Source organism: Kitasatospora sp. NPDC004745 (genome assembly GCF_042873275.1).
In the GTDB taxonomy this organism is placed as follows: domain Bacteria; phylum Actinomycetota; class Actinomycetes; order Streptomycetales; family Streptomycetaceae; genus Kitasatospora.
This window is the reverse complement of record NZ_JBIALK010000033.1, coordinates 12979-27962: the sequence shown is the minus strand read 5'-3', so window position 1 is coordinate 27962 and position 14984 is coordinate 12979. Positions and strand designations below refer to the sequence as shown.

Annotated in this window: 12 protein-coding genes; 6 read left to right on the top strand and 6 right to left on the bottom strand. The window is 73.8% G+C overall.

The window, feature by feature from the left end:
* Positions 1–7: 7 nt before the first annotated feature.
* Entirely contained in the window at positions 8–172 is a 165-nt protein-coding gene (locus ACFYUY_RS35155) for a hypothetical protein (RefSeq protein WP_387906901.1), read from the bottom strand.
* A 134-nt stretch (positions 173–306) separates the two neighbouring features.
* On the bottom strand, positions 307–903 hold the full coding sequence (locus ACFYUY_RS35150; protein WP_387906898.1) for a nuclear transport factor 2 family protein: 597 nt from the start codon (positions 901–903) through the stop codon (positions 307–309).
* A 426-nt stretch (positions 904–1329) separates the two neighbouring features.
* Here ACFYUY_RS35150 and ACFYUY_RS35145 point away from each other — a divergent pair, with 426 nt between their 5' ends.
* On the top strand, positions 1330–1890 hold the full coding sequence (locus ACFYUY_RS35145) for an SMI1/KNR4 family protein (RefSeq protein ID WP_387906895.1): 561 nt from the start codon (positions 1330–1332) through the stop codon (positions 1888–1890).
* 183 nt (positions 1891–2073) lie between these two features.
* Positions 2074–3351: a damage-control phosphatase ARMT1 family protein gene (locus ACFYUY_RS35140; RefSeq protein WP_387906892.1), complete on the top strand. Its 1278-nt coding sequence runs from the start codon at positions 2074–2076 to the stop codon at positions 3349–3351.
* A gap of 1151 nt (positions 3352–4502) precedes the next feature.
* On the opposite strand, the gene ACFYUY_RS35135 is transcribed toward ACFYUY_RS35140, so the two are convergent.
* From ACFYUY_RS35135 to ACFYUY_RS35120, 4 genes are all read right to left on the bottom strand, one after another.
* A complete protein-coding gene (locus ACFYUY_RS35135; protein ID WP_387906890.1) occupies positions 4503–5876 on the bottom strand; it encodes a M14 family metallopeptidase in 1374 nt (457 codons plus the stop codon).
* 403 nt (positions 5877–6279) lie between these two features.
* Complete coding sequence (gene ftsH, locus ACFYUY_RS35130) at positions 6280–8226, bottom strand: ATP-dependent zinc metalloprotease FtsH (RefSeq protein ID WP_387906887.1); 1947 nt, start codon at positions 8224–8226, stop codon at positions 6280–6282.
* Positions 8227–8497: 271 nt separating this feature from the next.
* The gene (locus tag ACFYUY_RS35125; protein WP_360215170.1) at positions 8498–9103 is read right to left on the bottom strand and encodes a disulfide bond formation protein DsbA; all 606 of its coding nucleotides are present in this window, start codon (positions 9101–9103) and stop codon (positions 8498–8500) included.
* 116 nt (positions 9104–9219) lie between these two features.
* Entirely contained in the window at positions 9220–10818 is a 1599-nt protein-coding gene (locus ACFYUY_RS35120; RefSeq protein WP_387906884.1) for an alpha/beta hydrolase, read from the bottom strand.
* A 285-nt stretch (positions 10819–11103) separates the two neighbouring features.
* Between ACFYUY_RS35120 and ACFYUY_RS35115 the strand changes: the two genes are divergently transcribed.
* The 4 genes from ACFYUY_RS35115 to ACFYUY_RS35100 all read left to right on the top strand — a co-directional run bounded on the left by ACFYUY_RS35115 (position 11104) and on the right by ACFYUY_RS35100 (position 14950).
* Positions 11104–11943, top strand: a complete 840-nt coding sequence (locus ACFYUY_RS35115) for an NUDIX domain-containing protein (RefSeq protein WP_387906881.1) — start codon at positions 11104–11106, stop codon at positions 11941–11943.
* A 144-nt stretch (positions 11944–12087) separates the two neighbouring features.
* Positions 12088–12468 carry a PadR family transcriptional regulator gene (locus ACFYUY_RS35110; RefSeq protein ID WP_360215161.1) on the top strand — a complete coding sequence of 127 codons (381 nt, stop codon included), beginning with the start codon at positions 12088–12090 and terminating at the stop codon, positions 12466–12468.
* The gene (locus ACFYUY_RS35105; RefSeq protein ID WP_387906879.1) at positions 12465–13067 is read left to right on the top strand and encodes an HAAS signaling domain-containing protein; all 603 of its coding nucleotides are present in this window, start codon (positions 12465–12467) and stop codon (positions 13065–13067) included. The genes ACFYUY_RS35110 and ACFYUY_RS35105 overlap by 4 nt, the downstream gene beginning before the upstream one ends.
* A gap of 680 nt (positions 13068–13747) precedes the next feature.
* Positions 13748–14950 carry an Ig-like domain repeat protein gene (locus tag ACFYUY_RS35100; protein WP_387906876.1) on the top strand — a complete coding sequence of 401 codons (1203 nt, stop codon included), beginning with the start codon at positions 13748–13750 and terminating at the stop codon, positions 14948–14950.
* Positions 14951–14984 lie beyond the last annotated feature (34 nt).

Sequence of the window (14984 nt, the reverse complement as noted above, 5' to 3'; positions counted from 1 at the left end):
CCCGACCCTACGGGTGCATCCCCACGCACTCCTGCCGCGCCCCGCTCTCCGTCACGATGTCGACGGCGACCCGGAGCGGCGTCTCCGCTCTCCCGAGCAGCTCCCGGGTGATCGCCATCGCCTCGATGACGGTCGCACCACGCTCGACCAGGAGCGCCTGAACGGCCCCCATCCCATCACCCTCGAGAACCGGCCGGGCCTCCTCGACCGGCGCGTTCCACCCCGTCGCCCGCTGCATGGGAAGTCGGCCGGGCCGACTTCCGGTGCGTCGGCGGACGGGCCGTGGCTCCACCGCTGGTCGGGAGTTCAGAGGCCGGCCGCCACTCCACCCGGCCGCCACCGCGAGCGCGCACCGGCCACTGGGGCCGCCCGGCGGTGCGCGATCTGACCAGCGGGCGGGGTCCAGTCGGCGGGGAGGCCGGACTGGGCGAGGACGGTGGAGAGGCTGTAGCGGTCGCGGTCGGCGGTGATCCTGCAGTGGCTCCCGTCGAGGTCGAGGACGGCGGTCATCGGCACGGCGAACGGCGTCGGTGCGCCCTTGAGGTGGCCCGCGTAGACGGCGTCGACGGTGATGCGGTCGCCGTTGTGGTGAGCGGCCCGCACGGTGACGTGGACGCCGTCGATCAGGCTGTCCGCGCGGGCCTTCCACCCGGAGATCTCCTGGCGGCCGTGGAAGGTGACGCCCACGCCCTCGTCGGAGTAGGTGCCGTCGACGGTGAACAGGGCGCCCAGCGCCCGGGGGTCGGTGCCGTTCCAGGCCCGGGCCCAGTCGTTGACGATTCTCGACGGACGCCGGCCGGCGTCCTCCACGGCCTGCGCGGTGGTGGCGGCCGAGACAGCGGTGGCACAGAGGGCCGCGGCGGCGACCAGTGTGCTCACGGCGTGGGGCGGACGGGACGTCATGGTGCTGCTCCTTCGGGCGGGCTGGGCAGTCGTGCAGTGCGGAGGTGCGGGGATGGCGCGTCAGGCGACCGGACCGGCGCGGCCCGTCGGGACTCGGCGCACCTCCCGGCCGTCCGGGTGCGTGTGTGCGGGGTTCATGGAGCACAGCCTCACGTCAGGCGCTGTCCACTTCCCAGGCCTGCGGGGAACGGCGACTGTCCGGCACTGTCCGCACCTGTCCACCCGCTTCGCCCGGAGCCGTACGGCGGCTGTCATGCGCCGGGCCCTGGGGATCCGGTGCGAATCGGGTTCCGTGGTCGGCGACCGCGGTTGCGGAGTTCGCCTCGCACAGACGTGATCACTAGGGTGTCCCAGGCCGCGGCGGGAGCCGCACTCCTGCGAAACGCTCGGCGGGGCTCTGTCCGGGCTCTCTGAGAGGCACTGCTGATGCATCCGAGTGTTGCCCGGTTGGCCGGGGTTCTGCCGCCGCACGACGGAGCCGGCGATCCCGTCGACTGGGACGCGGCGGCCCGCAGATGGGGCACTCGGTTCCCCGCGGACTACCGCGCCTTCGTGTCCGCCTACGGTGGCGGATCGATCAATTGCTCGCTCCACGTGGGGCTGCCGCTGAAGGATGTCCAGGACCCTCGCAGCCACCTGGGGTTCGAGGAGTTGATCGAGTGCGGGTACGAGCTGCTCGACCTGAACCCCGAGGACGGCCCGGCCCTGCGGGGGACGTTCTCGTGGGCCGTGGACTGCAGCGCCAACCAGGCGTTCTGGGACACCACGGATCCGGATCCCGACAGGTGGACCACCCTCGTACTCACCCGGGACGGCGACTGGGTCGAGTACGACTGCGGCATGGTCGACTTCCTCGTCGGGTTCCTGGCCGGGGAGATCAGTCCTCAGCCCATGGGCCTGTTCTCCCCGGATCAGCCGGTCTTCCTGAACTGGCGGGAAGAACAACGGCTCAAGGAGGCGGGAATCGACCCGTGGCCCCACCTCTGACCCTCGGCCCGTACACCCCAGCGCGCGGCCCGCGACACCGGCCGCCCGGAGCAGGTCACGATCCATCCGCATGGGGGCAGGAACGGGTGGCTACGCCCAAGGGTGGTGCAGACCTCGTGCGAGGCCCGTCGGCAGTACTGTCGGACCGGCCGCCCGGCGATGATGAGAGAAACGAGCAGCACCGTGTCGAACGCACCCGTGATCCGCAGCGACGTCCCCGGGTCGTTCGCCTGGGGCGTCTTCCACCAGCGGCACCCGGTGCTCCTCCGACAGGTCCTCGACGCGCTGCCGTACGGGCCCGCCGAGCGGGCGGCGGTCGGGCGGCTGCTCGCGGAGAGCACCACCGGTGTCCTGGAGCCGCCGGGCACGGACAGCCCGGACGCCGGGCAGTGGGTGGAGTGGGGCCGGGGCCTGTGGGGCAAGCCGTGGGGCGAGGCGCCGTTCCTGTGGGCGGAGAGCTACTTCTACCACCGCCTGCTCGACGCCACCGGCTACTTCCGGCCCGGTGCCTGGCAGGGCGTCGACCCGTTCGCGCCCTTCAAGGCCGACGAGCTGGCCGGGGCGGTGGTCGACGACGAGCTGGCCTCCCTCGACGTCCTGGACGGCCTGCCGCAGAGCCGACGGGCGGACGCCCTGCTGTCGTCCGCCCTCTGGGGCAACCGCGCGGACCTGAGCTTCCGCATCACCGCCGAGCCGGACGGTCGGCCTGCGTCCGACGGTCCGCATACGCCCGACGGCCCGGACTCCTCCGACGGTCCGGCGTCCTCCGACGGTCCGGTTTCGGCCGCCGGCCGGGCCGCCTCCGGCCTGCTCGCCGACGACAGCGCGCAGCTCTGGGCCACGCTGGAGCGGGCCGGGGGCGGGCGGATCTGCGTCGTCGCGGACAACGCGGGCCGGGAGCTCCTCCCGGACCTCGTCCTGATCGACCACCTCCTGACCCGCGGCCTGGCGGCGCAGGTCGCCCTGTACGTCAAGCCGCAGCCGTACTTCGTGTCGGACGCGACGACGGCCGACGTCCTCGCCGCACTCGGCCGCCTCCGCACCGCCCCCTCACCGGCCGCCGCGGCGGTCGGCGGGCGACTGTGGCAGGCCATGGGCGACGGAACGCTCGCCGTCCGCACGCACCCGTTCTTCTGCGCCCCGCTGCCGTACCACGACATGCCCGGCGACCTACGGGCCGAGTTCACCGGCGCAGCCCTGACCGTCCTCAAGGGAGACCTCAACTACCGCCGGCTCGTCGGCGACCGGCTCTGGCCGCCGACCACCCCGTTCGCCGACACGACACGCCACTTCCCCTCCGCCGTCGCGGCACTGCGCACCCTCAAGTCGGACGTGATCGTCGGCCTCGACGACACCCGTGTCACCCGACTCGACGACACCGCCACCCCGTGGCGCACCAACGGCCGCCACGCCGTCATCCAACTCGCCCCCGCCAACACCGACGTCGACGCCGAGGGTTGACGCCGCTGGCGGCGAGCCCGGTCAGACCGGAGCGCCCACCGATGACGCGGGCCGCGCCGTGCACTCCCTCCGGCCACGCGTCGCGGGCCGCAGCGGTGCAGCGAACGACGCGATCCCCGGTGATCGCCCGGAGCCTCGATCGATTCATGACGTCACTGCGCGATAACAGTCCTGCACATGAAGGTAGTTGGCCTCCGTCTGCTGCCAGACTCGGTCCTGGCCATCCGACCCACAGGTAAGGCACCACTCGTGACCGACCCCGACCTGTCCCGCCCCAACCAGGGAGGGGCGCAGAACCCCGACTCGGCCAGGGCACCATCCGGTCTTGCGCCGTCGGTTCAGCCGGCCACGCCTCGCCCACGCAGGTTCAAACCCTGGCAGGTCGCCGGCATGGGCTGCGGTGGCCTGTTCGCCCTGCTCATGGCCATCGGGATCATCGGCTCGATCGTCGGTCCTCTCCCGAGGGCCATGCCGCCCAGCGCGTCGACCACACAACCGAGGCCGGCGGCGGTCACGGGCATCGCAGCTCCGGTGACGGCGTCGGTAGCAGCACCGGTGCCGTCTGCCAGTCCAGACCGGGAAGCGAGAACCACACCGCCGTCAACGCCGCCGTCCACGCCGGCCACGCACAGCCCGACCGTGCAGGCGCGGCCCGCGGGTCCGCAGGCGGCCACAGCAGCCACAAGTACGCCCTCGCCGGTCACGACCGGCTGCGGGCCCACACGTGACGTCATCGTCCGGTTCGTCGTGCCGGGTCTCCCCCCGAGCTCAGAGCTTCTCGGAGCGTACGCAATCGCGACCTGCGAACCGACGTTCGAGAACCTGGAGAGGACAGCCCCGAAGGAACCGGGCTACTGCACGCAGGCGGCCTGGGCGAGCGACAACCCGGGCTACGACACCGACGTCACACCCGCCCCGCCACTGAAGAAGGTCCAGGTGTTCTTCGGCCCGGCCTGCCGATAGTCGGGATCAGGAGGCGTCCACCGGGCCTTCCGACGTCCTCTGCCGTGGCACCGGGCCCGACTGAGCTGCAGCGGCCGGGCCTCCGCCGCCGGCGCTTCTCGCGCGCCGGCGGCGGAGGCCTCGACTCTTCGTGAGCGTCGGCCCGTTCGGCGAGGAAGGGCCGGGCACCCGCTCCGAGGTGTGTGCGGTCAGGCCGGGATGCCGCAGTACTGCTGCTGCTTGCCGATCACGCGGTAGACGCAGTCGGCGGTCTCCACCAGGCGCAGGACCGCCTCGCGGTTGCGGCTGGTTTCGCGGCCGATCACCTCGTCGGGCGGGTAGAAGCCGCTGCTGCCGTTGGGGCCGGGGTACATCTCGAAGGTGTAGGCGAAGACGCGTTGGGCGCCCCAGAGCCAGTCGTCGATCGCGCCGTCGGTGATGTAGAGGTCGCTGGACTGCTCGGGCGTGTAGCCGTTGGTGGCGGCCATGCTGCGACCGAGGGTGGCGAAGGTGTTGTACTCGTCGGCGGTCATGCCGGGCACCGTCTCGGCGGTGGTCCAGCCGAACGGCCAGAGCACCAGTTCGCTGTAGGTGTGGAAGTCGATGGCCGCGGTGATCTGCTGCTTGCCGCCGACGATCCGGCGCCGGACGAAGTCGGCGACGACCTTGGTCTCCCGGGCGGACTCCGGGGCGCTGCCCCGGTAGGTCTCGCTGGAGGTGGAGCCGGAGGAGCCGCCGCAGCAGCCCCACTTGTAGTTCCAGTTGCGGTTGAGGTCGGTGCCGACGCTGTTGCTGCCGGAGTTCGGCTGACGGTCCTTGCGCCAGCTGCGGTAGCGGCCGGTGGCGATGTCGTACTCGCCGCCGTCCGGGTTGAGGTCGGGGATCACCCAGATCTCGCGGCTGTTGACGACGTTGGCGATCCGGCTGTCGGTGGCGTACTTGTCGCCGAACTCGTGCAGCAGGTACAGCGCCATCTCGACGGTGAGGTGCTCGCGGGCGTGCTGGTGGGCGGTGAACAGCACCTCGGGCTCGTTCTCGTCGGTGCCGACGTTGTCGCTGATCTTCACCGCGACGATCGGCCGCCCCTCGTACGAGGTGCCGATGACGCGCTTGCTCATGATGTCCGGGTGTGCGGCGACCACGGCGTCGATGTCGGCGGTGGCCTCGGCGTAGTTGTGGTAGCCGGAGTCGGCCTGCGGGAAGTCGTTCACCCCGCTCAGGCTCCCGACGTCGGGCCCGTCGCCCTGTCCGGTGCCCGGCTCGGCGCCGTAGCGGGGGCCGGGCAGCGCGACCGGGGACCAGCCGAGCGCCCGCAGCCGCTCGGCCTCGGCGGGGGTGGCGGTGACCACCACCGCGTCGGGCAGGACGGCGTCGACGGCGGCGCCGGTGGCGGCGACGGCGGTGCGTTCGGCGACGGTGCGGGGGCCGTCGAGCCGGTACTGCCGCGCGGCGTCGACGGACGCGGACGAGGGAGCGGGGCGGCGGTCGGGGGAGGCCGCCCGGGCGGTGATCGGTGTGGCGAGGGCGAGGGCCAGCAGCACGGCGGTGGCCGCAGCGGGCTTCCCTCGGCGGGGCAGTCGCATGACTGTCCTCCTGTGGGGGTCCGTGGGGGCGGAACGGTGGAGGAGGTGAGGCGCGCGCCAGCATGATGGTCCGCCAGTGTCATGGGTTCGTCAAGACACTGGGAAGGAAAGGAAAAGCCCCCCGAAAACCCCCACCCGACGGCGCCCGAGCCGGCCGCCACGCCAACCGGGCAGGCGCGCATCCTGATGGAACCGGGGGACGGCGCCGACCCCCGACTCGCGCACATGGTGCGGGACTCGAGCGCCGGATGGCCGGCCGCCCGCGCCACCCTCCGCATGCCTGCGGGGGTCGGCCGCCCCCGCGCATCGGTGATCCGCACCTCGGCGGTCCTCCCCGCACACAGGGATTCAGCGCCGGGGGCGCGGGGTGCGGGGATGCATCAGGCCAGGCTGGGCGTGGGGGTCAGGGGGCGGGGGTGGGGTGGGTGAGGAGGGTGAGGACGACGGTGCCGTCGACGGTCTCCTGGGCGACGAGGAGGGCGGCGAGTTCGTCGAGGTGGTGGCGGTGTTCGCGGAGGAGGTCGACGGCGCGCTGTTCGGCGCGGCGCAGGAGGCGGGCGACGGCTTCGTCGACGGCGCGCTGGGTCTGTTCGGAGTAGGGGCGGCGGAGCAGGTCCTCCGGGGCGTCGCCGAGGAACTGCGGGGCGCCGGAGGAGTAGCCGACGGGGCCGAGTTCCGGGGAGAGGCCGAACTCGCGGACCATCCGGGTGGCGACGCCGGTGGCGTTGGCGAGGTCGTTGGCGGCGCCGGTGGAGCCTTCGCCGAAGACGACCAGTTCGGCGGCCCGCCCGCCGAGTTGGACGGTGAGCAGGTCGGTCAGGTAGCTCTCGCTGTACAGGTGGCGTTCGGCTTCGGGGAGTTGCTCGGTGGCGCCGAGGGCGACGCCGGCCGGGATGATGGTGACCTTGGCGACCGGGTCGGCGTGTTCGCAGAGCGCGGCCATCAGGGCGTGCCCGGACTCGTGGACGGCGACGGCGTGCCGCTCCTCGGGCAGCAGGGCGTTGGAGGAGTCGCGGCGGCCGAGCAGGACGCGGTCGCGGGCGGCGTCGAGGTCGGCGGCGGTGAGGGTGGCGCGGTCGGCGCGGACGGCGTTGATGGCGGCCTCGTTGAGGAGGTTGGCGAGGTCGGCGCCGGAGAAGCCCGGGGTGCCGCGGGCGATCCGGTCGAGGTCGGCGTCGGGGGCGAGGGTCTTGCCGCGCACGTGGACGGCGAGGATGGCGGCCCGTTCGGCCTGGTTCGGCAGCGGGACGGTGACCTGGCGGTCGAAGCGCCCGGGGCGCAGCAGGGCGGGGTCGAGGGCGTCGGGGCGGTTGGTGGCGGCGATGACGACGATGCCGGTGCTCTGGTCGAAGCCGTCCATCTCGGCGAGCAGCTGGTTGAGGGTCTGCTCGCGTTCGTCGTTGCCGCCGAGCCGGGTGCCGCCGGCTCGGCGGCCGCCGACGGCGTCGATCTCGTCGATGAAGATGATGGACGGTGCGCGGTTGCGGGCCTCGTCGAAGAGGTCACGGACGCGGGAGGCGCCGACGCCGACGAACATCTCGACGAAGCCGGAGCCGGTGACGGAGAGGAACGGCACCTCGGCCTCGCCGGCGACGGCGCGGGCGAGCAGGGTCTTGCCGGTGCCGGGCGGACCGACCATGATCACCCCGCGCGGGCCCTTGGCGCCGGCGGCGGCGTACCGGTCCGGGCTGCGCAGGAAGTCGACGACCTCGCTGACCTCCTGTTTCACACCCTCGTACCCGGCGACGTCGGCGAAGCCGGTGGCGGGCCGCTCGGCCTCGATGATCTTGGCGCGGGAGCGGCCGATGGCGCTCAGGCCTCCGCCGAGCGCACGGGTGGCCATCCGGCCGGACCAGAGGAAGAGTCCGCCGAAGATCAGCAGCGGCAGGAACAGCAGCAGGGTGGACCAGATCGAGCCGCCCCCGCTGCGGGTGGCGGTGACGTCGACGTGCTGGTCGGCGAGTGCCCGGCTGAGCTGGGAGGTGTCCAGGGCGGTCGGGATCTGGCTGGTGAAGTGCGTGCCGTCCTTGAGGCTGCCGGTGACGCCGCCGGTGTTGTTGACGTTCACGGTCCGGACCTGTCCGGCGTCGACCCGGTTGAGGAGGTCGGTGTAGCCGTAGCGGGTGCCGGTCGGACCGGGGCTCGCGAACAGCACCAGCAGGAGCAGGGCGACCAGGACGGCGACGGGCAGCAGCCAGCGGCGCGCCGACGGCGGGGGCGGCTTGCCCGGCGGCGGGCGGCCCGGGGTGGGCTTGCGGGGACGGTCCGGGCCGACGCCCGACCCCCAGCCGCGGTGTGGCGGCGGGGTGGCCGGGTGTCGGGCGGCGCGCGACCGTCCTCGCACGATCATCGTCGCTCACCGCCTCTCGGCACCTCCGGGCCCACCCCTCCATGGTGGGGCCGGATGCGCCCGGACGGGAGTCCTGGGGGCGACGAGAGGGCCGGGGCGGGCGGGCCAGGGGCAGCCCGGGCGGGAGGCGGCGGGCCGGGAGACGGCGGACGGCGGTCGGCGGAAGGAGGCCGGCGGAAGGAGGCCGAAGGACCCCGGAGACCGGCGGAAGGAGGCCGGAAGCACGCCGGAGGGACGCCGAGGGCGGCGGTGCAGGCCCCGGGCGAACGCCTCAGGAGAAGTCGAGCGAGCCCGTCCGGGTGCGCTTGAGCTCGAAGAACTTCGGGTAGCCGGCCAGCAGCCGCACGCCCTCGAAGACCCGGACGGCGTCCTCGCCGCGCGGGATCGCCGTCAGCACCGGGCCGAAGAACGCGACGCCGTCCACGTGGATGGTCGGCGTGCCGACCTCCTCGCCGACCGGGTCCATGCCCTCGTGGTGGCTCTTGCGCAGGGCGATGTCGTGGGCGGTGCTGTCCGCGGCGTCGGCGAGCTGTTCGGGCAGCCCGGCCGCGACCAGGGCCTCCCGGATGACGTCGGCGTCGGCCTCGCGGTCCTGGTCGTGCAGGCGGGTGCCGAGTTCGGTGTAGAGGTCGCGCAGCACGTGCTCGCCGTGCTGCTCCGCGGCGGCGATGCAGACCCGGACGGGGCCCCAGCCGGTGGTCATCAGGCGCTGGTACCGCTCGGGCAGGTCGGTGCGGCCCTCGTTGAGGACGGACAGGCTCATCACCCGGAAGTTGAGGTCGAGTTCGCGGTGGCGCTCGACCTCCAGGATCCACCGGGAGGTGATCCAGGCGAACGGGCAGATCGGATCGAAGTAGAAGTCGACTTTGGTGGTCACGCCGGAGAGACTAACCGTCCGAGTGGACCGGTATCCAGGGCCAATCGATATTCGATGGAGTGGGCCACTCACCCGCTGCCGGTCGCCCCGCCGGCTGCGGACGGGCTCCCGCCGGGTCAGCTGCAGGTGGTGCCGTCGGCCGGGACCGTGCCGTCCAGCAGGTAGCCGTCCACGATCTTCTTCAGGCAGGGGTTGCCGGTGTTGTAGCCGCCGTGGCCCTCGCCCTGCAGGGTGACGGTGACGCCGACGCCGGGGCCGAGCTCCTGGGCCATCGCCCGGGCGCCCTCCACCGGGGTGGCCGGGTCACCGGTGGTGCCGACCACCAGGATCGGGGCCGCGCCGGCGGCGGACACCTCCGGATGGTCGGTCCTGCCCGCCACCGGCCAGCCGGTGCAGCTGGTCAGCCCCCAGGCGGTGAAGGCGCCGAACACCGGTGAGGCACTGTCGAACTGCGGCAGCTGCTGCTGGACGTCCTGGTCGGAGTAGCGCTGTCGGGAGTCCACGCAGGAGATGGCCCGGTTCGCGGACATCAGGGTGCTGTAGTGGCCCTGCGGGTCCCGGCCGAGGAGCGCGTCGGCCAGCTGGAGCAGCGTGTCGCCGGTGCCCTGTCGGGTGGCCTCGGTGAGGCCGGCGGCCAGCGCGGGCCAGGTCTCCTGGCTGTACAGGGCGGCGGCGATGCCGGTGAGGGCCAGGCTCTCGGTGAGTTGGCGGCCGCTCGCCGTGGGCAGCGGGGACTGCTCCAGCTTCTTCAGCAGGGCGGTGATCGTCGCGGTGCCCTCGGCGCCGCCGCCGCCGGTCGGGCAGGCCGGTGCCTGGCTCGCGCAGGCCTTCATGAAGTCGTCGAGGGCGAGTTGGAAGCCCTGGGCCTGGCCGAGCGCGGACTGCTGGGGGTCCTGGGTCGGATCGACCACGGAGTCCAGCACCATGCGGCCGACCTGGTGCGGGAACAGGTGCGCGTAGACGCCGCCGAGCTCGGTGCCGTAGCTGATGCCGACGTAGGAGAGCTTCTCGTCGCCGAGCGCCTGCCGCATCAGGTCGAGGTCGCGGGCGGCGCTCTCGGTGTCCACGTAGGGCAGCACCGGGCCGGCGTTGTGCTCGCAGGCGGCCGTGACCTGTGCGTTGCTGTCGTCCAGGGCCTTGACCGCCTCGGGGCTGCTCGGCGTGCTGTCGACGGCCGCACTGGCGTCCGTCGCCCGGTCGTCCAGGCAGTGCACCCCGGCGCTGTCACCGACTCCGCGCGGGTCGAAACTCACCAGGTCGTAGCGGGAGTTGAGGGAGTCGTAGGTGGCCGCGAAGGCCGGCAGGGTGGCCACGCCCGAAGCGCCGGGGCCGCCGAAGTTGAACAGCAGCGAGCCGATCCGGTGCTGCGCGTCCTTGGCCGGGGTCCGGATCAGTGCCAGGTCGATGGTGCGGCCGCCCGGGTCGGCGTGGTCCAGCGGGACCTTGAGGGTGGCGCACTGCCAGTCGCCGGCGGGAGCCGTCCCGGCGCCCTGGGCGGTACTGGGTGCGGCACAGGTGTGCCAGTCGAGGTTCCGGGCGGACGGCCCGCCGCTCGTGGTCGCCGCGGCCGCCATGGCCGCCCGGTCGGCCGGGGAGGTCGGAGAGGTCGGCGCCGGCTCGGCCGTGGACCGGCCGTCGTCCTGGCAGCCGACGGCACCGGTGAACAGCAGCGCTGCCAGGCCGACCGCTCCGGCCCCGCGAACGACGGTCTGCATGGTGCGGTCCACCTCTCGGGTTGACGGGCGCGCTCCGGCGCACGGCCGCGCGGCGTACGCCCCGGCGCCCGGCACGGTCGACGCATCACCGACCCTAGGGGCGGCGGGGCGGCCGTGCCCGCCGGAAGCCCCGGACGGGGGGCGTGCGCCGGACCGGCCGCCACCGGCCGTCCGGGTGAAGGAGCGATCCGCCCTCCGGGTGAGGGTTCAAGCCGCCCGTCAGGTGGCAGCCTCAACCGCCGGCCGCCCGCGCCGGGCGGCGGCCCCGTCTGCAGGGAGGGCGACTTGAGCACCGACTTCACGAGCTTCGACTCCACCGGTTCCAGCTCCAGCTCCAGCTCCAGCGAGTCCGGTTCCGCCTCCGCCTCCGCGTCCGCGAGGACGAGCGCGGGCCCGGCCGACGACGACTACGACAGCGTGGACGTCTTCATCACCAACAGCCAGCACGAGGTCCTGCTCCAACTGCGCGACGACAGGCCGGACATCTGCTGGCCCGCGTACTGGGTCGTCCCCGGTGGCCACCGCGAACCGGGCGAGACGCCGTACCTGACCGCCGTCCGCGAGCTGCGCGAGGAGACCGGCCTGGACGTGCCCGGCCTGCTGCCCTTCGACCCCGTGCCGTACGAGGGCGCGACCACCGGCCCGTACCGCTTCTTCCACGCCGTGGTGGACGTCGACCCGGCCGACCTGGTCCTCGGCGAAGGCCAGGAACTGCGGTTCGTCCCGATCGCCGAGGCCCAAGGAATGAAGGTGCCGCCGGCGGTCAGGGACTACCTGCGCCAGCTGGAGGGCCACCTGCGCACCGGCAGGCCCCGGGTCTGGGCCGTGATCGACGAGATCCACCGCCACCTCTCCGACCACCGGGCGGCGATCGGGCAGCCGCTGCTGCCGCTCCAGGTGGTGAAGATCCAGGAGGAGGCCGGGGAGGTCGCCGAGGCCCTGCTCGGCGTGCTCGGCGCCAACCCGCGCAAGGGCGTCAGCCACACGGTGGCCGACCTGCAGGGCGAGCTGTGCGACGTGATCACGGCCGCCATGGTCGCGTTGCGCGAGACCACCCCGGACGCCGCCTCCGTCCTGGCCGCCCACCTGGCCGCCTGGCGCCCGGGGCCGCGCGCACAGGCCTGACCCGGTGGGGATGCCGCGGCGCGCCCGCCATCCCCACCGGCACCGCCACCGCACCCGGCACCGCCACCGCCACCGCATCCGGAGCCGTCGCCCGTCGCCCGTCGCCCGTCGCACTATCTTGCTTCGCCTGCTATCTTGCATTGCATGGTACCTGGCATCGCACAGCACGAGGGCGCCGGCGACCCGGCCGACGGGCCGGTGGCGACGCAGCTACGCAAGGGCGTGCTGGAGTACTGCGTCCTCGCCCTGCTGCGGGACGGCCCCCGCTACGGGGTGGAGCTGCTCCAGGAACTCGGCCGGTTCCCGATGCTGGCGACCAGCCAGGGCACCATCTACCCCCTGCTGTCCCGGCTGCGCCGCGCCGGGCTCGCCGACACCTTCCTGCGCGACTCGGCCAGCGGCCCGTCCCGCCGGTACTACACCCTGACCGACGCGGGCCGCAGCGCACTGGCGGAGTTCACCGCCCTGTGGCCGGCCTTCCGCGAAACCGTCGACCACGTCCTGACCCCGGGAGAGAACCCGTGAACGAGCCGATCGAGCACCCCCTGGTCCGCACCCACCTGGACGCGGTCGCCCGCTACACCGCCCCGCTCCCCGAGGAGCGCCGCCGCGAGCTGCTGGCGGACCTGCGCGAGCACGTCGAGATCTCCCTCTCCGAGTGCGACCCCGCCGACGAGGCCGCCGTCCGACGGGTCCTGGAGCAGCTGGGCAGCCCACGGGCGATCGCCGACGCCGCGCTCGACGAGGAGGGCCGGGCGCGGCCCGAACCGGAGAGCGCCGGCCGCACCACCCGCACCCTGATCCTCGCCGTGCTCCCGATGCCGTTGGTGCTGATCCCCGCCCTCGGGCCGCCGCTCGCACTGGCCGCCGCGGTCATCGCCGCGACCCGGGTGTGGCGCTCCCCGCAGTGGACCCGCCGGGAGAAGCGGCAGGCGGCCCTGCTCCTGCTCTCGCCCGCCCTGATCACCCCGCTGGCCGCCGCCGTGCTGGCCGTCTCCGGCCCCGGTCTGACGCCGGTCGGCGTCCTCCTCGCCTGCGCCGTGGGATTCTGCCCCACCCTGGTGGCGGCCTTCCGGCTGGCCCGTTCGGCCTCCCGCCTGCGCACGGCCGCACTGACGGCCTGACGGCCTGACGGCCTGACCATCTGATGGCCTGATGGCCTGACAGCCAGGCCGGAGGCAGGCGCTCCAACCCCCCGGGCCCCGCACGACGAGGAGCCCGACGCGCCCCCACAAGGCGCCGGCTGCGGTTCGGGCCTCGGCCGCGGTACGGGCACCGACCGGTCCTGACGAGCCGCGAAGCAGCCCGCCGACCGACGGCCGGCCCACGCAGTCATCCGCCCACGACCAGCGCGAGTCCACCCATGCCGACGCACACCGGGCCCACGGCCTGCGGCTTCCTGCCGTACGCCGCCCAGTGAGTTCGCACACGGCCCAGTGTGATGGTGTGCGGCATGCCGCTGTCGGCGCAATCGGGGCACACGGGCCGTCCGGTCGTCACGCTGTGCCTGTCGATCGCGCTCCGGGCCAGGGACACCACCGCTGTACCGATCGCGCGATCCAGCACCCCGAAGCCCCACCTCAAGCCAGCACATCGGGAGACCGCAGTGACCGGACACCACGCCCCCGGACATCCCGCCGTCGAAGGAGAAGCAGGCGTCCGCGCCCGTGCACGGTGGTGGCAGGCCGGGATCGTGGCAGGGATGTGCGCGGCCCTGGCCGGTACCGGGCCGGCCCCCGCAACCGCCGCCGCAACGGGGCCTGCGCCGGTCGCCACCCCGGCGCGAACCCGAGGAGCCGACCCGGTGTTCACCTTCGGCTTCACCGGCGCCCCGCAGAGCCTCACCATCCCGGCCCAGGCGGTGATCACGATCACCGCCGACGGCGCGGGCGGCGCCGACAACACCGGCACCTCCTGTTCCGCCACGGGGGCCGGCGGTACGGGGGCACGGGTCGTCACCACCCTCCCGCAGACCACCGCCACGACGACGGTCACCGTCACCGTCGGCGGCGCGGGCGGCAAGGGCTGCAACGGCACGGGTACGGGGGGTGCCGGCGGGTTCAACGGCGGCGCCCCGGGCGGGGGCATCCCGGTCACCGGCTTCAAGGCGGAAGGTCCGGGCGGGGGCGGGGCCTCCAGCGTCAGCGCGGGCTCCTTCCTGGTGGTCGCCGGGGGCGGCGGTGCCGCCGGCGGCACCGGGGCGACCCGTGCGGGAGGGAACGGGGGCAACGGCGGGACGACGCCGGACGCCACCGCCGGTACCGCGGGAAGCGCCACCGGCCCCGGGGCTTCGCCGGGCCAGGGCGGTGGCGGCGGCAGCACCAGCACGACCACCGGTGGTCCCGGTGGGACCGCCGGCAGCGTTCCGCTCTGCGGCGTCACAACGGGTGGGCCGGGAGGCGGGTTCGTCGGCGACACGGTCGGCACCGGCGGCGCCGGCGGTTCCATCGGCGGCGGCTGCGCCGCCACCGCCACCGGTGCCGGGGGCGGTGGAGGCGGCGGGTACTTCGCCGGCGGGGGCGGCGGCAGCGGTGCCGTCAACAACACCGGCACCGCGGCGAGCGGCGGCGGAGGCGGTGGCGGGAGCAGCTTCGCGACGCCGTCGGGCACCGGGACGTCCTATGCGGCCTCCACGATCGGAACGGCGAACCACAACGGCCAGGTGATCATCAGCTACACCGTGGGCGAGCCGATCACCACGACCATGACGGCGATGCCCCAGCGCACCCGGATCGGCTCGCCGGTCGTACTCAACGACATCGTCTGCCCCCGCGGGGCCTCCACGACCAGGCCCACCGGAACCGTCACGTTCACCGACACCACCACCGGAACGACCCTCGGCACGGGGCGCCTGTTCGTCTCCCTCGGCAGGTGCGCCGCCAGCGGGACGGTCACCGCCTTCCGCACCGCCGGCACCCACACCATCACCGCCGTCTACAGCGGCGACTCGGTGTACCAGGACAACAGCGCCACCCCCGAGACCATCACCGTGACGGTGAACCCCTGACCGGAACGCCGTAGCGGCGGGCCGGACGGTCCGC